General features: G+C 72.5%; 11 protein-coding genes. 6 read left to right on the forward strand and 5 right to left on the reverse strand.

What is annotated here, in order from left to right:
- Nucleotides 1–120: 120 nt before the first annotated feature.
- Nucleotides 121–4,761, forward strand: coding sequence for a choice-of-anchor G family protein (locus FHX71_RS07390; protein WP_182615091.1), 4,641 nt, complete (start codon nucleotides 121–123; stop codon nucleotides 4,759–4,761).
- A 139-nt stretch (nucleotides 4,762–4,900) separates the two neighbouring features.
- On the opposite strand, the gene FHX71_RS07395 is transcribed toward FHX71_RS07390, so the two are convergent.
- From FHX71_RS07395 to FHX71_RS07405, 3 genes are all read right to left on the reverse strand, one after another.
- Nucleotides 4,901–5,365, reverse strand: coding sequence for a hypothetical protein (locus FHX71_RS07395; RefSeq protein WP_182615092.1), 465 nt, complete (start codon nucleotides 5,363–5,365; stop codon nucleotides 4,901–4,903).
- A gap of 191 nt (nucleotides 5,366–5,556) precedes the next feature.
- Nucleotides 5,557–11,553, reverse strand: coding sequence for an Ig-like domain-containing protein (locus tag FHX71_RS07400; protein WP_312876953.1), 5,997 nt, complete (start codon nucleotides 11,551–11,553; stop codon nucleotides 5,557–5,559).
- Nucleotides 11,554–11,799: 246 nt separating this feature from the next.
- Nucleotides 11,800–12,111, reverse strand: coding sequence for a hypothetical protein (locus FHX71_RS07405; protein ID WP_182615093.1), 312 nt, complete (start codon nucleotides 12,109–12,111; stop codon nucleotides 11,800–11,802).
- A gap of 290 nt (nucleotides 12,112–12,401) precedes the next feature.
- On the opposite strand from FHX71_RS07405, the gene FHX71_RS07410 reads away from it, so the two are divergent.
- Genes FHX71_RS07410 through FHX71_RS07420 form a run of 3 tightly spaced genes read left to right on the forward strand, consistent with a single transcriptional unit; the run spans nucleotide 12,402 to nucleotide 15,849 of the window.
- Nucleotides 12,402–12,614: a heavy-metal-associated domain-containing protein gene (locus FHX71_RS07410; RefSeq protein ID WP_182615094.1), complete on the forward strand. Its 213-nt coding sequence runs from the start codon at nucleotides 12,402–12,404 to the stop codon at nucleotides 12,612–12,614.
- On the forward strand, nucleotides 12,611–13,594 hold the full coding sequence (locus FHX71_RS07415) for a DUF8832 domain-containing protein (protein ID WP_182615095.1): 984 nt from the start codon (nucleotides 12,611–12,613) through the stop codon (nucleotides 13,592–13,594). The genes FHX71_RS07410 and FHX71_RS07415 overlap by 4 nt, the downstream gene beginning before the upstream one ends.
- Nucleotides 13,594–15,849, forward strand: a complete 2,256-nt coding sequence (locus tag FHX71_RS07420) for a heavy metal translocating P-type ATPase (protein ID WP_182615096.1) — start codon at nucleotides 13,594–13,596, stop codon at nucleotides 15,847–15,849. The genes FHX71_RS07415 and FHX71_RS07420 overlap by 1 nt, the downstream gene beginning before the upstream one ends.
- A gap of 88 nt (nucleotides 15,850–15,937) precedes the next feature.
- Here the strand turns inward: FHX71_RS07420 and FHX71_RS07425 are convergent, their stop codons facing one another.
- Nucleotides 15,938–16,495, reverse strand: a complete 558-nt coding sequence (locus FHX71_RS07425) for an NADPH-dependent FMN reductase (protein ID WP_182615097.1) — start codon at nucleotides 16,493–16,495, stop codon at nucleotides 15,938–15,940.
- Between the two features lie 171 nt (nucleotides 16,496–16,666).
- Here FHX71_RS07425 and FHX71_RS07430 point away from each other — a divergent pair, with 171 nt between their 5' ends.
- The gene (locus FHX71_RS07430) at nucleotides 16,667–17,095 is read left to right on the forward strand and encodes a winged helix-turn-helix transcriptional regulator (protein ID WP_182615098.1); all 429 of its coding nucleotides are present in this window, start codon (nucleotides 16,667–16,669) and stop codon (nucleotides 17,093–17,095) included.
- Nucleotides 17,096–17,140: 45 nt separating this feature from the next.
- Here FHX71_RS07430 and FHX71_RS07435 read toward each other — a convergent pair whose 3' ends face one another.
- Nucleotides 17,141–17,701, reverse strand: a complete 561-nt coding sequence (locus FHX71_RS07435) for a TetR family transcriptional regulator (RefSeq protein ID WP_182615099.1) — start codon at nucleotides 17,699–17,701, stop codon at nucleotides 17,141–17,143.
- A 94-nt stretch (nucleotides 17,702–17,795) separates the two neighbouring features.
- Between FHX71_RS07435 and FHX71_RS07440 the strand changes: the two genes are divergently transcribed.
- On the forward strand, nucleotides 17,796–19,313 hold the full coding sequence (locus FHX71_RS07440; RefSeq protein WP_312876954.1) for an MFS transporter: 1,518 nt from the start codon (nucleotides 17,796–17,798) through the stop codon (nucleotides 19,311–19,313).
- Nucleotides 19,314–19,349 lie beyond the last annotated feature (36 nt).

The raw sequence follows: 19,349 nt of genomic DNA on the forward strand, positions 1-19,349 counted from the left end.
ACCCGCAGTCACCCGGACGCCGTCCCCGGACGCGCGAGCGTGAGGAGCGATCTCTTGGTTTCGAAGCATGTGCCGACAGGCCGGAGGCGAGGTGGCGCGACGTGGCGCCGAGGCTTCGCCGTGGCCGTCACCTCAGCCCTGATCGTGACGAGCGCGGGCCTACCCGCCGTCGCGGTGGACAACTACCCGGACGAGCCGGCCGAGGCCGCGGCCTCGGTCCTGGACTCGGACCTGCTCGAGGAGGCCCTGCTGGGCGCCGCGAGCTCCGACGCCGGCTCGGAGAGCAACCCCGGCCCGAACACGGAGAACATCGACGTCGACCTCCTCGGGTCCCAGCTGCTCCAGATCGGGGACCTCGAGATCCCCGTCGACCAGATCCTCGACTTCGGGCAGGTGGGCGCGCTCGCGAGCACGAGCGAGGCGTCCGGCCCGCAGGACGCGGACGCCGTGTCCGGCCTGGTGGGCGCCGACGGCGGCGTCACCCTGGACGGCACCGACGACGAGTTCGGAGCCGCGAGCCTCGACGTGCTGTCGCTGGCCCGGCTCGCCGGCGCCGACGGCCTCACCGACGAGATCGTCGACGAGCTCACCGTCGAGCTCGGCGCCGCGGCATCGCAGGTCACCGCAGAGGACGGCGTGTTCCTCGACCCCGACGGCGGGGTCACCGGCCCGGGTCAGTACCGGCTGGGCGACGCGGACCTCCAGCTCCACTCGCCCGCCATCGAGGACGCGGCCGGCGCGGTCTCCGACATCGGCGGACTGGTCGACACGGAGATCGAGTCGCTGGTCAACGACACGCTGGACCTCTCGGCGCTGACCGACCTCCTGGCGGCGGTGCCGGGCATCCCGGAGCCGACGCTCACCGTGCAGTCGGACCTGCAGGACACGCTGGTCGAGGCCGTGGTCGGCGAGCCGATCACCTCCGAGAACCAGCTCGTGACCATCGACCTGTCCACCGGCGAGCTGCAGCTCCACCTGGAGCACCTGGTGGACGGCACCGACCCGTGGTCCGGGGACGACGGCGTCGGGCTGAACGGGCTCGCCCCCAACACCGAGGTGCTGGACGAGCAGACCACCGCCCAGGTCCTCGACGCCGTAGCCGAGATCCTCCAGGAGGTCACGCAGATCATGACCGGGGCGGTCGAAGAGGCCCTGGACGCCGTGACCGTCAACATCGCCTTCTTCGACCAGTCCGCGCTCGGCAGGCTCGACGTGTCCTGGTCCGTGCCGCTGGTCGGTGCCGTGAACGGCGACTTCCCGCAGGCGGTCAACCGGAGCACCGGCGTGCAGGCGGCGACCGGCGCCCTGCTGACGACGACGATCAACGGCCTGGGCAACACGGCGGCGCCGATCTTCGGGGCGGTCTACGACCTGCTCATCAGCGACGCGGGCGACCAGATCTTCGAGGAGCTGATCGACCCGCTGACGGAGGGGATCTCCGACACTCTCGGCGAGGCCCTGTCGCCCGTGTTCGAGGTGCTGGTCCAGGTCGTCTCCCTGCAGATCAACCGCCAGGTGACGGAGACCTGCACGACGGCGGACGGCGAGGAGCTGCTCGCCGACGTCGAGGTCTCCGCGCTCAGCCTGGGCCTGGTCGAGTCGGCCGACGCCGGCCGGGTCGGGCTCGGCAACTCCGGTGCGCGGATCGACGCCTGCGAGCTGGCGATCGAGCCCACGCTCGCGGTGGACCCGGGCGAGGTCGGCCCGGGCGGGACGACGACGGTGACGGGTGAGGGCTACACCCCTGACTCGACCGTGACGGTCCAGCTCACCGACGCCGACGGCGATCCCGTGGGGGAGCCGGTCGTGGTGGACACCGACGAGAACGGCGCGTTCGAGACGCCGCTGACGGTCCCGGACGACGCGGAGCCGGGTGACTACACCGTGGTCGGCACGGACGACAGCACGGGCACGCCCGCCGAGGCCGCCCTGACGGTCATCCCCGCCGCGGAGATCGACCCGACGTTGACGGTCGACCCGGCCGAGGCCGTGCCGGGCGACACGACGACGGTGACCGGTGAGGGCTACACGCCCGACTCGACCGTCACCGTGCAGCTCACGGACGTCGACGGGAACCCCGTGGGCGAGCCGGTCGTGGTCGACACGGACGAGGACGGCGCGTTCACCACCGACCTGACGGTTCCGGAGGACGCCGAGCCGGGTGACTACACCGTCGTCGGCACGGACGACACCACGGGCACGCCCGCCGAGGCGGCGCTGACGATCGTCGCGGCACCCATCGAGCCCACCCTGACGGTGGACCCGACGGAGGCCGTGCCGGGCGGTACCACCACGGTGACGGGTGAGGGCTACACGCCCGACTCGACCGTCACGGTCCAGCTCACGGACGCCGACGGCAACCCCGTGGGGGAGCCGGTCGTGGTCGACACCGACGAGGACGGCGCGTTCACCACCGACCTCACCGTCCCCGAGGACACGGAGCCGGGTGACTACACCGTCGTCGGCACGGATGACACGACCGGTACGCCGGCCGAGGCGGCGCTGACCGTCGCCGCCGTACCGATCGAGCCCACCCTGACGCTGGACCCGGCGGAGGTCGAGCAGGGCGGCACCACCACCATGTCCGGCACGGGCTACACGCCGAACAGCACCGTCACGGTCCAGCTCGTCGACGCCGACGGCGACCCGGTCGGTGGGCCGGTCTCGCTCGGCACGGACGAGGACGGCGCCTTCACCACCGACGTGGTGATCGCGGAGACCGTCGAGCCGGGCGAGTACACGGTGGTCGGCACGGACGACACGACCGGTACGCCGGCCGAGGCGGCCCTGACGATCGTCGCGGCACCGATCGAGCCCACCCTGACGGTGGACCCGACGGAGGTCGTCCCGGGTGACACCACGACGGTGACGGGCGAGGGATACACGCCCGACAGCACCGTCACGGTCCAGCTCACGGACGCCGACGGGAACCCCGTGGGCGAGCCGGTCGTGGTCGACACCGACGAGAACGGGGACTTCACGGCCGACCTGACGGTCCCTGAGGACGCAGAGCCGGGCGACTACACCGTGGTCGCCACGGACGACACGACGGGCACCTCTGCGGAGGAGACCCTGACCGTCGTCGCGGCGCCGATCGAGCCCACCCTGACGGTGGACCCGACGGAGGTCGTCCCGGGTGACACCACCACGGTGACGGGCGAGGGATACACGCCCGACAGCACCGTCACGGTGCAGCTCACCGATGCCGACGGCAACCCCGTGGGCGAGCCGGTCGTGGTCGACACCGACGAGAACGGTGACTTCACGACCGACCTGACGGTCCCCGAGGACGCCGAGCCGGGCGACTACACCGTGGTCGCCACGGACGACACCACGGGCACCTCCGCCGAGGAGACCCTGAACGTCGTCGCGGCACCCATCACCCCGGAGCTCACCCTCGCGCCGACCGAGGTCGCGCCGGGCGGGAGCACGGCGGTCTCCGGCACGGGCTTCACGCCCGACAGCACCGTCACGGTGCAGCTCACCGACGCCGACGGCAACCCCGTGGGCGAGCCGGTCACGGTCGACACCGACGACAACGGCGCCTTCTCGACGCTCCTCGCCGTACCGGAGGACGCCGAGCCGGGCGACTACACCGTCGCCGCCACGGACGACACCACCGGCACCTCCGTGGAGGCGGCGCTCGCCGTCTCCGACGAGGCGCCGGCCGTCAACCCGGCGGTCACGGTGGACCCGTCCGAGGTCGAGCCGGGCGGCACGGTGACGGTGAACGGTGCGGGCTACACGCCCGACAGCACCGCCACGGTGCAGCTCACCGACGCGGACGGCAACCCCGTCGGCGAACCGGTCACCGTGCAGACCGACGAGAACGGCGCCCTCACCACCGACCTGGTGGTCCCCGAGGACGCCGAGCCGGGCGACTACACCGTCGTCGTCACGGACGTCACCAGCGGCGAGGCCGCCGAGGCCCCGCTCGTCGTGGCCCCGGTCGACCCCGGTGAGCAGTGCACCGACCCGACCCTCACCGTCGACCCGAGCACGGTCGAGCCGGGCGGCGAGGTCACCGTCACCGGTACCGGCTTCCCGGCCGGGGTGGACGTCACCGTCACGCTGACCGACGCCGCGGGGGAGCCGGTCGGCGAGCCCGTCGTCGCGGTCCCGGACGACACCTGCGGGTTCACCGTCACCATCACGGTGCCGGAGGACACGGAGCCGGGCATCCACGTGATCGTCGCCGAGCCGTCCGACGGCAGCGAGGGCGCGGAGGTCCCGGTCGAGGTGACCGGCGGCGACGCGCGCACGCTCACGGCGTGGTTCGAGGACGAGTCGGTGGCCGTGGGGGACAGCCAGACGTTCTACGCGTCCGGCTTCGAGCCCGGCGAGATGGTCACCGGCGTGATCCGCTCGCGGGAGATCGTGCTCACCGGCACGGCGGCGGACGAGGACGGCACGGTCTCGTGGACCTTCACCGTCCCGGCCGACTTCGGGACCGGGACGCACTCCGGCATCGCCACGAGCGCCGAGGCAGGTGACTCCGCCGTCGCGACCTTCGTGGTGGAGCCCACGGCCGGCGGCGGCTCGGGCAACGACCCCGGGACGGGTACCGGTGCTGGGACCGGTACCGGAACCGGTGGGGGTGGTCTGGCGCAGACCGGCGCCGACGTGGCCACCCTCGTGACCGGCGCCCTGCTGCTGCTCGCCGCGGGCGGGCTGCTCATCCGGCGCCGGCGTCAGCTGGGCGAGGCACTGGCGACGGCCGTCGGCCGCACGCCGGGCGGGGAGGTGCCGCGCACGCACTGACCGCCGCCGTCCGGCAGCACCGGGCCGGCCTGGTACGACTGGGGTCGTACCAGGCCGGCCCGCGTGCGTCGTCGTCCGGGTGCGTCGTCGTCCGGGTGCGTCGCCGTCCGCAAGCGCGCGGGGCGCCGGGCGCGCCGCGCTACGCGGCGAGCGAGGTCGCGAACTGCGTGAAGAACCCGTCGATCTCGTCCTGGTCGTGGACCTGGCGGCCGAGCACCAGCGCGGCCTCGTCGCAGCAGTGCTCGGTGCACCAGGAGCGCACCTCGGCGGCCTCGAACAGGTCCCAGGAGGGGCTCAGGTTGGACAGCAGGCCGGCGCGCACGAAGCCGGCCGCCGGCGCCAGGCCGTCGAAGAAGGCCCACCCGCAGCCGACGTCGACGGCCGCTCCCCGGAGCACGCTGAGCGTGGCCGTGTCGCGCGCCGGCGGGAGCGGCGCGTGGTCGACGACGGCGGAGTACCCGCCGTGGTCCGTGTCCGTGGTCCTGGCCCCCGGATGGTTCGCCCAGCTCCGGCAGATCGACGTCCCGTGGTCGCTGTCGACGGTGTGGCTGTCGACGGTGCGGCTGCCGTCGATCAGGCTGGTGGTGAGGGCCTGGGCGAACATTGCGGTCCTTTGCGTTCGAGGTCCAGGTCGTCGGCGCGACTCAGGGCAGAGCGGACCAAATGGTCGAACCTGGCGTCGGCGGCAGCGTAACGACAAGTAGGGCAATTCGCCTCCGGAACGATTCCGGAGCGATTCCGGGCGTATGACAGCGGGGGCGCACGGTCGCCCGTACGCCCCCGCCGCGGGTCAGGTCAGCTGTTCCAGGTCGAGACCTGGTACCGCTCGCCGTCGACCATGAACGCGACGTCCGCCCCGTTGTACTTGGAGCTCATGAAGCACGAGAGCGTCCGGGACCCGCTGGACCCGTTCATCGCGTACTTCGTGCTGCCGCTCCAGGTGTTGGCGTGCGGCGGGTGGATGTCGTGCCAGTAGGTCGGGCTGTCCTGGTCGTACTTCTGCGTGTTGCCCGCCCAGCAGGCCGCCTCGTGGTTGCCCGAGTCGAAGCCCGACCAGTTCAGCACCCAGTTGCGGCAGCTCGAGCAGTCGCCGCTCCCGCCGCCCACGGTCACCCAGGCCTTGGGCGTCAGGGCCGCCGCCGAGTCGCAGGCGCTGGCCTTCTTGCCCGTGGAGTCGGTCACCTCGACGCACGCCTGCCGGGACTGCCCGGCGCCGGCCGTGGCCGACTGGGTGCCGCTCTTGGACGTGCTGGTGATCGAACCCGTCACCCGGGCGGTGGTGGGGCGGCCGTTCTCCGTCCGCGCGTCCCAGGTGAACGTCACCTTGCCGCCCTCGCCGGTCGCGGTGATCTTCGGGACCGGCGGCGGCCCGTACGGGGTCACCGCGTTCGACGCGGACGACCAGCTCGAGCAGGCGTCGGCGTTGCACGCCCGCACCTGGAACGTGTACGACGTGCCGTTGTTCAGGCCCTTGTACACGTACGTGGCGTTGTTGCCCGCGCTCGGGGGGTTGGGCTCCCCGTTGGCCGTGACCTCGTAGTGGGCCCCCGCGCCGCGGAACTCCGTGACACGGTTCCAGCTCACGTTCGCCTGGCCGCTCGTGGTGGAGCCGAGCTTCGCGGTCGGCTTGCCCGGGACGTCGGGGACGCCGAAGGGCACCACCGCGTTCGAGAAGGGGCTCGCGTCGCCCTTGCCGGCCTTGTTGATCGCCCGGACCCGGAACGTGTACGTCGAGTCGGTCGACAGCTCCTGCACGACCTCCGTCGTCCGGATCGTGTCGATCGCCTTGACCAGCTCGCCACCCGTGTAGACGCCCAACCAGTACTTGTCGATGGCGTCACCGTTGTTGGCCGGCGCCGTCCACCTCACGGTGATCTGCCCGCCCACGGCGGTGTCCACCCGGGTCGCGGTCGGCACCGCGGGTGCGGCCGGGGGAGCGGCCGGCGTCTCCGGTGCCGACGGCGCGGACCAGTCGGACGGGTCCGGGGCCTTGTTCTTGGCCTGCACGCGCACCGTGTACGCCGTGCCGTTCTCCAGGCCGCTCCACGTGGTGCTGGTGCCCGGCTGGCAGGTCTTCTGCGTCACCCCGCTGGGGGCGGGGCTGATTTCCAGGTTGACGCACTCGATCGGGGACCGGTCCGAGTAGGACTTGTTCTTCCAGGACACGGTCAGCTTCTTGTCGCCGAACTTGAGCGTCGGCGGCGCGGGCTGGTCCGGCTTCGCGTCCGGACGGACCGCACGTGACGCGGGGGACGGCGCGGACTCGCCGACCTCGTTCGTGGCTGTGACGGTGAACGTGTACTTCACGTTGTTCTTGAGCCCGTCGAACGTGCAGGTGGTCGTCTTGCACGCGTGCTCCTGACCGTTCTGTGTCCGCAGCGTGTAGCCGGTGACGTCGGAGCCGTTGTTGTTGGGCTGGTCCCAGCTCAGCACCACGGTCTCCGAGCGCACCTCCTCGACCCGGGGAGCGCGGGGCGCCTCGGGCTTGCCCAGCACGGTCAGCTTCGCGGTGCCGTCGACCTCGCGGTCGGGGTCCCCGGTCGCGTCCTGCACGCGGTAGCGCACCGTCATGACGCCGGTGAAGTCCGCGCCCGGGGTCACGACTACCTCGGACTCGTTGAACGAGACGTCGCCCTGGCCCGTCTCGCGCTGGGCGCCGACCACCTTGAGCGGCTTGTCGGGGAACGGGTTGGTGTCGTTGGCGAGGACCGGGATGGTCGTCGCCTCGCCCTGGTGGGCGTCCAGCACCACGTCCTGCGCCGTCTTGGCGAGCTGCCGGGTCGACGGCACCACCTCGACGGTCAGCACGGTCTTCACCGCCGGGTTCTTGCCGTCCGAGACCGTCATCGGCAGCTCGCGGAAGGTGCCCTTGGGCACCGACGCGTCGACCTCGCCGGTCACGACCGCGCCCGACACCGTGGTGGTGACGCCCTCGGCGCCCTTGACGTCGAAGGTCAGCGGGTCCTTGTCGGGGTCGGTGACGTACCGCGACAGGTCGACGTCGGCCTCCTCGGCCGCCGCGACCTTGAGCACGGGCCGGCCCGTGACCTTGGGCGGCATGTTCGTCGACGGCGTCACGTCGATCGGCAGCGTCAGCACCGCCGACAGGCCGTCGGCGTCGTCCGGCCCGTCGCCGTCGGTCACCTCGAAGCTGACCGACGCCGCGCCGGCGTAGTCCAGCTCCGAGGTGTAGACGATGGTGTCGTGGTCGGCGACGTCGGCCGAGCCCTCCAGCGCCTTGACGGTCTTCTCCTCGGTGATCCGCGGCTCGCGGCCGTCGCGCACCACCACGTACTCGGCCAGGTCGATCGTCAGCGGCTCGCCGCTGGTCGCCTTCAGCGGCTCCAGGCCGGGCTTGACGTGTGGCCGCGCCTGGTCGCCCGGCACGCGGACGAACGCCTTGGCCTCCAGGCCGTCCATGTCGGTGACCGTGTAGGTGATCACCTGGGCGTCCTGGGTCAGCTCGACCCGGATGCCGTTCGACTCGGTGACGGTCACGCCCGTCAGGTCCGGGTCCACGGACACGGCGAGGTCGGCGGCCACGCCGTCCGGGTCCACGTCGTTGGCCAGCACGTCGACCGTGACGCTGGTGGAGCCCTCCACGTCGTCGACCGTCACGACGTCGTCGTGGGCGATCGGCCGCAGCAGCGGCGCGTTCCGGTCCACGTTCACCGTGACGGCGCCGCTGGCCTCCGCCTTGAACGTGTCCTGGATGGCGTAGTAGAAGGAGTAGGCGCCCTCGTCGTCCGGCGCGGTGACCACGACGTCGTCCTCCACCGCCTTGGGCTTCAGGTCGCCCGTGCCCTCAAAACCCTTCGCGACCAGCGAGATCTGGTCGCCGTCCGGGTCCGAGTCGTTCTCCAGGGCCGCGACGGCCACCGTGCGGCCGGGCCGCACCGTCGTCACGTCGTCGATCGCCTGCGGTTCCTGGTTCGACGCCGGGGGCGGCGCGATGCCGACCCGCACGACGCCCTCGGCCGGTGCGCCGCGGGTGTCCGTGACCTGGTAGGTGAACGTGTCCAGCCCGCTGCTCCCTTCGGCCGCCTGGTAGTCGATGAACCCGTCGACGATCGTCGCCGTGCCCTTCGACGGCGCGGCCGAGATGGCGCTCAGCGTGACGTGGTCGCCGTCGGGGTCGGTGCCGTCGAGCGGCAGCGGGATGCGCACGACGCCGTTGCCCAGCACCCGTGCCTCGATGTCGGGAAGCTGCGGCGCGGAGTTCTCCGGCGCGTCGAGCACGTTGATCGTGACCTGCGCCGAGTCCTTCTGCCCGTTGGCGTCCGCGACCTCGTAGACCGCGTGGTACGTCCCGGCCTCCTGGCCGGCCCGGAACCGCACGGTGTCCTCGGAGACGAAGGCCTCGCCCGCCTCGGCCGGGGGCGCCTCCTGCAGCTCGTCCGTGAGGGTGAGCTCCAGGCCGTCCGGGTGGTTGTCGTTCTTCAGCACCGGGATGGTCACGACGTCGCCCACGTGCACGGTCGCCTCGTCCGGGCCCGCCTCCGGCGGTCGGAGCTGGGCCGGCGCCGGGATCGGCACCACACGCACCTGCCCCTTGGCCGTGCTCGTGCCGTTGGCGACCGTGTACGAGATCGTGACCGGCCCCTCCAGGCGCTTGACCTCGGAGACCTTGAGGATCTGGTGGTTGAGCACCGAGACGCTCACGGGTGCGTCGGACGGCACGCTGACCCCCTGCACCACGAGCACGCCGCCCGCGGGGTCGGTGTCGTTGGCGAGCACGTCCACGAGGGCCGTGCCGCCCGCCGGGAGCAGCACCTGGTCGGAGACCGCGACGGGCGCACCCGCCTCGTCCGGCGGCGGCACGACGTCGACGCGCACCAGGCCCATGGTCGGCTCGGGGCCGTCGGTGATCTCGTAGGTCACGTCGTACGAGCCAGGGGTCTCCGAGCGGAACCGGAACGTCTGGGCGGTCGAGCTGGTCGTGATCTCCGCGCCCTGCTTGTCGTCGACCCGGGTCAGGCGGATGTCGTCCCCGTTGGGGTCGAAGTCGTTGACCAGCGGGTCCACCGTCACGGGCTCGCCGGCCAGCACGGTCACGTGGTCCTGCACAGCGACCGGCGGCACGTTGGCCGCGACCACCTGGATGATCAGCGTGCCCTGGTACGGCATGCCCAGGGCGTCGGACACCACGAGCTCGACGACCTTGTTGCCCGTCACGGTGCCGCCGTCGCGGAACTCGACCGTGCCGTCCGGGCGGAACCGCACCTCGTCCAGCGGGTCGGCGGTGCTGGCGCTGGACAGGAACATGTCGTCGCCGTCGGGGTCCTTGAAGTACGGCAGCACCTTGATGGTGCCGATGCTGCCCTGGCCCACCACGAGCACCGGCTTGCCCGGCTGCTCGGGGGCGTTGTTCTCCTCCAGCGGCACGACCTCGACGTCCACGGACGCCTGGTCGCTGCCGCCTCGGCCGTCGTCCACCTGGTACGTGAAGGTGGAGGTTCCGGTCGCCTCGTCGGGCACGTCGGCCTGCAGGGCGGCGCCGCCCAGCACGCGGTCGACCCTGATGTCGCCCTCGACCTCGCCCTTGACGGCCGCGACCATGACGTCGCCGTCCAGGTCGGAGTCGTTGCCCAGCACGTTGAGCACCGTCGTGCGGCCCGGCCGCACGCCGAACGTGTCGGGCTTCGCCACGGGCGGGCGGTTGGCCCGGTTGCGGTCGGCCACGGCCTGGTCGACCTGCTCCGGGGTCGCCTCCTCCGTCTCGGTCTTCTCGCCCTCGGCGTCCTCGGGCATCGTCTGCTTCCAGTCGTCCACCTTCTCGAACTCGTCGGCGGCCATCCACAGCGAGCCGTTCGCGACGTCGTTCAGGACGATGATGTTGCGGTTGACCCGGTAGACCAGGTTCGCGGCGGGGTTGATGCCCTCCAGCACCTGGTTCACGTCGTCCTCCCGGTCCCCGCACTCGCGGATGACCTGGCCGCCCGCCCAGGCGCCGTAGAGGCAGCCGCCGAGCTGCACGGGCGCCGACGGCTGCCCGCCGGTCCCGCCCGCGAAGCTGTGCTTGACCGGGTCGCCCCCGCCCAGCGCCACGGTGACCAGGCCCGTGGGGGTCGCGAGCGCGACGTCGTCCGCCTCGCCGGAGGGCTGCTGCAGCATGCCCTGGGAGCCGTCCTCGATCTGGACGGAGTCGCCGCCCGGCAGCACCAGGCTGCCCGTGGACTGGTTCAGCACTACGGGCTGGTCGCCCACCGCCGTGACCTGGATCTTGGCGTCCGCGGCCAGGGCCAGCGACGACTCGTCGGCGTCCTCGGCGACGCCCTGCGTGCTGGTCGGGACCGTGTATAGCTTGCCGTCGCCCGGCACGGCCACGTGCACGGTGCCGTCCCTGCCCACCGCGAGCGTGCCGCCCGTGCCGACCGTGAGCGTCGGCTTGTTCTCCTTCTCGTCGAAGGTGGCCGCGTCGAACGGCATGACCCACGTGCGACCGGTCTCGCCGTCGTAGACCGCGGTGGTGGCGCCGCCCGCGGCGACCTGCGCGCCCGCGGGGAACTTCATCGTGTTGTCCAGCGACAGCTGCGCCGGGTTCACCGGGCTCGCCGAGAAGTCGCTCACGCTGTCCAGGAGCACGCGCTGGGCGTCCTGCTCGACGTCGAAGCTCGTCGAGTTCGCCAGCAGCACGCCGTCCAGGGCCTTGGCCTCGTAGTTGAACCGGCCGAGCTGGCCCTGCGCGGTCTGCGTCACCCAGACGCCGGAGTCGTTCAGGTCGACGTCCGCCGTCGCCTCGCCGTCGTACAGCAGCGCGAAGCCGAGCAGGCCCGCGCTGAACAACGTCACCACACCCACCGACACGACCGACCGACGGTTCTCAAATACGCGTGAGGCAAAGCTCATGCGTCCTCCTGATCATCACTCCACAAAAGAAAGCCCGCCCGGACACAGACACAGGCGCGGCGATCGTCACCCTACCGATGGAGGAGGTGAATTGTCGCCGAATTACGGTTCTTTCGCGCGGTGAACGGCCAGGTCAGGGGGGTGGGGGCTGCGGTCGGGTCGCTTTAGCCGCTCTGGTCGCGGGGAGGATCAGTAGGACGCCGCGCGGCGGTCGACCCATTCCTTCGCCTCCAGCAGACCGTGGCCGGTGGCCTCCCGGTACAGCTTGATGGCCTCGATCCGCCGGTCGGACCAGATGCACCGGTCGATCTCGGCCAGGGCCTCCGGCGGGATGCCCTCGGCGGCCGGCCCCTCGATGCCGAGGTGCTTGATCACCATGTCCAGCTTGCGCTCGAGGCGCTCGGTCGTCTTCGCCCGGGAGCTCATGTTGCCGCTGACCGTGATGAACAGCAGGAGCAGGAGCACGAGTATCGCGGCCGGGATGATCTGCAGTTCGAACATCCCTGCACCGTAGCGGTCAGGCGGCGTCGGGCCCTGCCGAACGCCGGCGCCGTCGAACGTAGGCGCCGTCGGCTCATGGCGGCTCATCCGCCGACGGCCCCTACGTTCGGCTGCCGGGCCGGCGCCGAGTCGGGCGTCGTCGATGAGCGCGGGTCTGGTTGCGGAATCGGCGCTCAGAGTGCCACCGGGCCCGCGCTCGACGTTGCGCGGCATACCCCGCAGGGGTATATGGTGAAGCGCATACGGTTACCCCCTAGGGGTAGCACGCTACCAATCCGAGAGGCAAGACGATGGCGACGAGCGAGTACCAGGTGACCGGGATGACGTGCGGGCACTGTGAGACGTCGGTGCGCGGCGAGGTGAGCCGCCTGCCCGGCGTCGAGCAGGTCGACGTGAGCGCGGCGACCGGCCGGCTCGTGGTCCGCAGCGCCGCGGTGCTGGACGAGGCCGCGATCCTGGCCGCCGTCGACGAGGCGGGTTACGAGGCGGCGCGGGTCTCATGAACGCGCCCCAGCGGCTCGGGCTGTACGGCGGCGGGCTCGCGGCGCTGTTCGCCGTGACCTTCGCCGTCGCGGGCGCCGTGGTGCCGCAGGCCTCGGTCGACGCCTGGTCGGCGTCGGCCGAGGCCGGGTCCGGGCCGGACGCGATGGAGATGGACGGCACCGAGATGCCCGGCGACGCCGGCGGGCACGGGCAGGACGAGGCGGCGGACGCCGACGGCGCCGCCGACGCCCACGGCTCCGGCGCCCCCGGCCCGGCATCGGTCCGCGGCCTGGCGCTGGAGCAGGACGGCCTGCTCCTGAGCCCGGTCACGGCCCCGGACGAGGTGGGGGAGCGCGGCACGCTCTCGTTCTCGGTGACCGACGCCGACGGCGCCGCGGTGACCGCGTTCGAGACCGAGCACGACAAGGAGCTGCACCTGGTCGTGGTGCGGTCCGACGGCGAGCGGTTCCGGCACGTGCACCCCACGATGTCGGCCGACGGCGTCTGGTCGATCCCCTGGACCTGGGCCGAGCCGGGCACCTACCGCGTGTTCACCGATTTCGTGCCCGCGGCGTCGGGCGAGAACGTGACGCTCAGCCGGGCCGTCGAGGTCGCCGGACCGGTGGACCCGCGCCCGGCGGCGGCGGTCTCGGCGTCGGACACGACCGGCGGCTACACCGCGACGCTCACGGGGGACCTGAGCACGGACGCGGAGTCGACGCTCACGGCGACGGTCACGCGCGACGGCGAACCGGTGACCGGCCTGGAGCCGTACCTCGGCGCCTACGGGCACCTCGTCGCGCTGCGCGACGGCGACCTGGCCTACCTGCACGTGCACCCCGAGGGCGACGAGCCCGAGCCGGGCACACGGTCCGGCCCGGACGTCACGTTCATGACCGAGGCGCCGACGTCGGGCCGCTACCTGCTGTACCTGGACTTCAAGGTCGACGGGGACGTGCACACCGCGCGCTTCGTCGTGGACACCGAGGGGAGGGGCTGATGGGCACCACGGCCCGGGCGGACGAGCAGGTGACGACCGTCGACCTGGAGATCGGCGGGATGACCTGCGCGTCGTGCGCCATGCGGATCGAGAAGAAGCTGAACCGCCTGGAGGGCGTGACGGCCAGCGTCAACTACGCCACCGAGAAGGCGAAGGTCACCGCGCCCGCCGGGTACGACCTGGACGCGCTGGTGGCCGAGGTCGAGAAGACCGGCTACACCGCGGCGCTGCCCGCGCCGCCGGAGGCGCCCGCCGACGGCGGCGACGCGGCCGACCCGCGCGACCGCGAGCTGGCCGCGCTGCGCGACCGGCTGATCACGTCCGTCGTGCTCTCCGTGCCGGTGATCGCGCTCGCGATGGTCCCGGCCTGGCAGTTTACGTACTGGCAGTGGGCGTCGCTCGCGCTGGCGGCCCCGGTCGCGCTGTGGGCGGCCTGGCCGTTCCACCACGCGGCGTGGACCAACCTGCGGCACGGCGCCGCCACCATGGACACGCTCGTCTCGCTGGGCGTACTGGCCGGGTTCGGCTGGTCCCTGTACGCACTCTTCTTCGGCACGGCGGGTGAGCCGGGGATGACGCACGGGTTCGAGCTGACCGTCGCGCCGTCGGACGGCGCCGCCAACATCTACCTGGAGGTCGCCACCGGCGTCACGATGTTCGTGCTGGCCGGGCGGTACTTCGAGAAGCGGTCCAAGCGGCGGGCGGGCGCCGCGCTGCGCGCGCTGCTGGAGCTCGGCGCCAAGGACGTCGCGCTGCTGCGGGACGGCACCGAGACGCGGGTCCCGGTCGAGAGCCTGGGCGTGGGCGACGAGTTCGTCGTGCGGCCGGGGGAGAAGGTCGCGACCGACGGCGTGGTCGTCGCCGGCTCCTCCGCGATCGACGCGTCGCTGCTCACGGGGGAGTCGGTCCCGGTCGAGGTGGGCGTCGGCGACACCGTGGCCGGCGCGACGGTGAACTCCGGCGGCCGCCTCGTCGTCCGCGCCACGGAGGTCGGCTCGGGCACCCAGCTCGCGCGGATCGCCCGGCTGGTCGAGGACGCGCAGTCCGGCAAGGCCGAGATCCAGCGGCTGGCCGACCGGGTCTCCGGGATCTTCGTGCCGGTGGTCATCGCGGTCGCGGTCGCGACCCTCGCCTTCTGGCTCGGCGCGGGGTTCCCCGCAGCGGCCGGGCTGACCGCCGCCGTCGCGGTGCTGATCATCGCCTGCCCCTGCGCGCTCGGCCTGGCCACGCCGACGGCGCTGCTGGTGGGCACCGGGCGCGGCGCCCAGCTCGGCATCCTCATCAAGGGGCCGGAGGTGCTGGAGTCCACGCGCAAGGTGGACACCGTGGTGCTCGACAAGACCGGCACCGTCACGACCGGCCGGATGACCCTCCTGGAGGCGGTTCCCGCCGACGGCACCACGCGCGAGGAGCTGCTGCGGCTCGCGGGCGCCCTGGAGGACGCCTCCGAGCACCCCGTGGCCCAGGCCGTCGCCAAGGGCGCGACGCAGGAGGTCGGCGACCTGCCGGTCCCGGAGTCGTTCGAGAGCGTCCAGGGCAAGGGCGTGCAGGGCGTCGTCGACGGGCACGCCGTCGTCGTCGGGCGGGAGAGCCTGCTCGCCGACTGGTCCCTGCACCTGCCGGCGGACCTCGCCGCGGGCAAGGCCCGCGCGGAGGGCGAGGGTAGGACCGTGGTCGCTGTCGGCTGGGACGGGCAGGCGCGCGGCATCCTGGTCGTGGCCGACGCCGTCCGGCCGACCAGCGCCGACGCCGTCGGGCAGCTCGTGGCCCTCGGGCTCACGCCCGTGCTGCTCACCGGCGACAACCGCGTCGTGGCCGCCCAGGTCGCCGCCGCGGTGGGCATCACCGAGGTGATCGCCGAGGTCATGCCCCAGGACAAGGCCGACGTCGTCGCTCGGCTCCAGGCCGAGGGGCGGGTCGTCGCGATGGTCGGGGACGGCGTCAACGACGCCCCCGCGCTCGCGCAGGCCGACCTGGGCCTGGCGATGGGCACGGGCACCGACGCCGCGATCGAGGCCGCGGACATCACGCTGGTGCGCGGCGACCTGGTCTCGGCCGCCGACGCGATCCGGCTGTCCCGCCGGACGCTCGGCACCATCCGGACCAACCTGTTCTGGGCGTTCGGCTACAACGTCGCCGCGATCCCGCTGGCCGCGCTCGGCCTGCTCAACCCGATGCTGGCCGGTGCCGCGATGGCGTTCTCGAGCGTCTTCGTGGTCGGCAACAGCCTGCGCCTGCGCACGTTCCGCCGCTGACCCCCTCGTTGAGTGCGGGATATTCGCCCTTCTGAGCGGGCCAGAAGGGCGAATATCCCGCACTCAACGAGGCAGTTTGTGCGGTGGGTCAGGCGTGCAGGGGCTCCAGGGCGCCCGACCACGCGACCGTCTGGTCCAGGAGCGTGTTCAGGGCCGGGGTCAGGTGCTCGCCCGGCTTGAAGACCGAGTAGTTCTCGAACTCCGTCATCAGCGACAGCGCCACCTGCTGGCGCACGGTCGCGACCTGCAGCTCCGCGAGGATGAGGCGCAGGTGCTCCGCGGCCCGGGCGCCGCCCACACCGCCGTACGAGACGATGCCCGCGGCCTTGTTGTTCCACTCGTTGTAGACGAAGTCCAGCGCGTTCTTCAGCACGCCCGACGTCGAGTGGTTGTACTCCGGCGTCACGAACACGTAGCCGTCGAACTCGGCGACCTTGGCGGCCCACTCCTTGGTGTGGTCGTGGGCGTACTGCCCCATGGCCGGCGACATCGGCTCGTCGAGGTGCGGCAGGGGGTAGTCCGCCAGGTCGACGAGCTCGAACTCGGCGTCCGTGCGCTGCGAGGCGATCTCGTAGACCCACTTGGCCACGGCCTCGCCGTTCCGGCCGGGGCGGGTGCTGCCGAGGATGATGGCGATCTTGAGCATTGCTGGTCCTTCGCGTCGAGGAATGCTGTCGGTGGACCTGCCCGGTCGCGGGAACGAACGCGGTACCGGTCTGGTTGGTCCACGTGAGACAACAGTGCGGAGAAGCCGGTAATCCAGCTTTCAAATACGCACTTTGCAGTTCGTCGGTTACCCGAGAGGAAGCAATGCGGCATGACGCCGATCTCGCGTGAAGCGCGTCTGGAGAGCCTGACCGCCAAGATGCCCGGGGGCCCGGACTCGCCCTGCGACAGCGAGACGCACGAGCTGACCCGGGACCTCATGGGCCAGGTCGCCGACCGCTGGACCCTGCTGGTCGTGGCGTCCCTCTCCGACGGTCCGCAGCGCTTCTCCACGATCCAGGCCGTCGTCGCCGGGGTCTCGCACCGGATGCTCAGCAAGACCCTGCGGGGCCTCGTGCGCGACGGCATGGTCACCCGGACCGCCTACGCCGAGGTGCCGCCGCGCGTCGAGTACGAGCTGACGCCGCTCGGCTGGAAGCTCATGGACCTCGCCCACGGCTTCGTCGACTGGGCGCAGGACCACGGCCAGCAGCTCCGGGACAGCCGGGAGCAGTTCGACCGGGGGAGCGCGGCGGGCTGACGACGCCGGCTCTCGCCGGCCGGGCCCGCGCTGGCAGGATCGCCGTCAGCCGCCGATGACAGTCAGCGCGAGCAGCTGCTCCCGCAGCCGGGCCAGTTGCTCCGGCGTCGACTCGTCGCCCCAGGCGGGCTGCGCGCTCGCGCCGTCCGCCGCCGCGACCACGAGCGTCAGGACGTCCTCGGGCAGGCCGTCCGCCCGCAGCTCCTCGTTCCAGCGGCGCGCGTCCGCGCGGGCCAGGTCGATGACGGCGTCCACGCTCGACAGGTGCGCGATCACCACCAGCGCGTCCCGGGAGGCCGCGGCGTCCAGCGCGCCGTCGATCGAGGCGCGCACGTAGGCGCGGGTGAGGCGGCCGGGGGCGTCGTCGTCGGCCGGGATCGCAGTGCGCACCGCCGTGCGGAACCGTTCCAGCCACTCGGTCGCCAGGGCGAGGTGCAGGTCGTGCTTGTTCGCGAAGTGGTACAGCAGGCCGCCCTTGGACACGCCCGCCCGGCGCGCGACGTCGTCGAGGCTGGCCGACACCCCGCGCTCGCGGACCAGCCGGCTCGCCGCCTCCAGGATCACCGCCCGTGTCTGCTCCGGGCTCCTGCCCGCCGTCCTGCCCATCGCCCACCCCCTCGCACCCGTCGCACCGCACTATAGGCCGCGTCACACGCCTGGTCCTAGAAAACTGTACCGGCTAGACGGTACAGTTACTCGGGTGACCGCACCTGCTCCCCTTCTCTCCGTGCGCCGCCGGTGGGCCGCGCTCTCCGTCCTCGTGCTCGCCGTCGGCCTGCTCGCGATCGACGGCACCGTGCTGTACCTGGCCGTCCCGTCGCTGACCCGCGACCTCGCGCCCACCGCCACCCAGGTGCTGTGGATCGGCGACATCTACTCGCTCGCCATCGCCGGGCTCCTGGTCACCATGGGCACCCTCGCGGACCGGATCGGGCGCAAGAAGCTGCTGCTCATCGGCGCGACGGCGTTCGGCGCGGCCTCGGTGCTGGCGGCGTTCGCGCCCGACGCGGAGACCCTCATCGCCGCGCGGCTGCTGCTCGGCGTCGCGGGCGCCACGATCATGCCCTCGACGCTGTCCCTCATCCGGACGCTGTTCCCCGACGCCGCCGAGCGCAGCCGCGCCATCGCGGTGTGGTCCGCGGCGGCCGGCGGTGGCGCCGCGGTCGGGCCGCTGGTCGGCGGCCTGCTGCTGGAGCACTTCTGGTGGGGCTCCGTCTTCCTCGTCAACGTGCCCGTCGTGCTGGTCCTCGTCGTGGCCGGCGCGGTGCTGCTGCCCGAGGCCAAGGACCCGCACCCCGGCCGCCTCGACCTGCTCTCCGTGCTGCTGTCGTTCGCCGCCGTGATGCCGCTGGTCTGGTCCATCAAGCACGCCGCGTCCGAGGGCGTCGACGCGCTCGCCGTCGGCGTTCTGGCGCTCGCGGTCGCCTCCGGCGTCTGGTTCGTGCGGCGGCAGAACCGCCTCGCGGCCGACGGGCGCGGCCCGCTGCTCGACGTCGGCCTGTTCAAGGTGCCGGCGTTCAGCGGCGCGGTGGCGGCCAACCTCATCGCGATCTTCGCGCTGACCGGCATGCTGTTCTTCTTCTCGCAGTACCTGCAGCTCGTGCGCGGGTTCTCCCCGCTGGTCGCCGGCATCGCCGAGCTGCCCGCCACGGTCGCGTCCATCGCCGTCGTCGTGGTGGTCGGCTGGTCGCTGCGTAAGTTCGGCCGGGGGCGCGCGATCGCGCTCGGGCTCGCGGTCACGGCGCTGGGCATGGTCGGCATCGCGGTCGCGGAGGGCGCCGAGCACTACGTGTGGCTCGGGCTCGCCCTCGTCCCTGCCGGTCTCGGCGTGGGGCTCGCGATGACCCTGACGACGGACGCCGTGGTCTCCGCCGTCCCGCCGGCCAAGGCGGGCGGGGCCTCGGCGATCTCCGAGACGGCCTACGAGCTCGGCGTCGCGCTGGGCGTCGCCGTGCTCGGGTCGCTGGTCACCCTGGGTTACCAGGCGCGCGTCGCGCTGCCCGCCGGGCTGCCGGCCGACGCCGCCGCCCAGGCGGGCGACTCGCTCGCCTCCGCGGTCGCCGTCGCGGGCGACCAGGCGGCCGCCGTCGAGACGGCCGTCCTGGACGCGGCGCGCGAGGCGTTCGTCGCCTCCCTGCAGACGACGTGCGTGGTCGCGGCCGTGCTGGTCGCGATCGCCGCCGTCGTCGCGTGGCGGCTCATCCCGAACGAGCGCTGATCCTGAACGAGCGCTGACGAGGGGGTCCCTGGCAGA

Source organism: Promicromonospora sukumoe (genome assembly GCF_014137995.1).
GTDB classification, from domain to species: Bacteria; Actinomycetota; Actinomycetes; order Actinomycetales; family Cellulomonadaceae; genus Promicromonospora; species Promicromonospora sukumoe.

Bases quoted from the DNA above. Each gene is read 5' to 3' on its own strand.
- FHX71_RS07395 (WP_182615092.1), bottom strand. From the start codon at position 5,365: ATGTTCGCCCAGGCCCTCACCACCAGCCTGATCGACGGCAGCCGCACC.
- FHX71_RS07405 (WP_182615093.1), bottom strand. From the start codon at position 12,111: ATGTTCGAACTGCAGATCATCCCGGCCGCGATACTCGTGCTCCTGCTC.
- FHX71_RS07410 (WP_182615094.1), top strand. From the start codon at position 12,402: ATGGCGACGAGCGAGTACCAGGTGACCGGGATGACGTGCGGGCACTGT.
- FHX71_RS07415 (WP_182615095.1), top strand. From the start codon at position 12,611: ATGAACGCGCCCCAGCGGCTCGGGCTGTACGGCGGCGGGCTCGCGGCG.
- FHX71_RS07420 (WP_182615096.1), top strand. From the start codon at position 13,594: ATGGGCACCACGGCCCGGGCGGACGAGCAGGTGACGACCGTCGACCTG.
- FHX71_RS07425 (WP_182615097.1), bottom strand. From the start codon at position 16,495: ATGCTCAAGATCGCCATCATCCTCGGCAGCACCCGCCCCGGCCGGAAC.
- FHX71_RS07430 (WP_182615098.1), top strand. From the start codon at position 16,667: ATGACGCCGATCTCGCGTGAAGCGCGTCTGGAGAGCCTGACCGCCAAG.
- FHX71_RS07435 (WP_182615099.1), bottom strand. From the start codon at position 17,701: ATGGGCAGGACGGCGGGCAGGAGCCCGGAGCAGACACGGGCGGTGATC.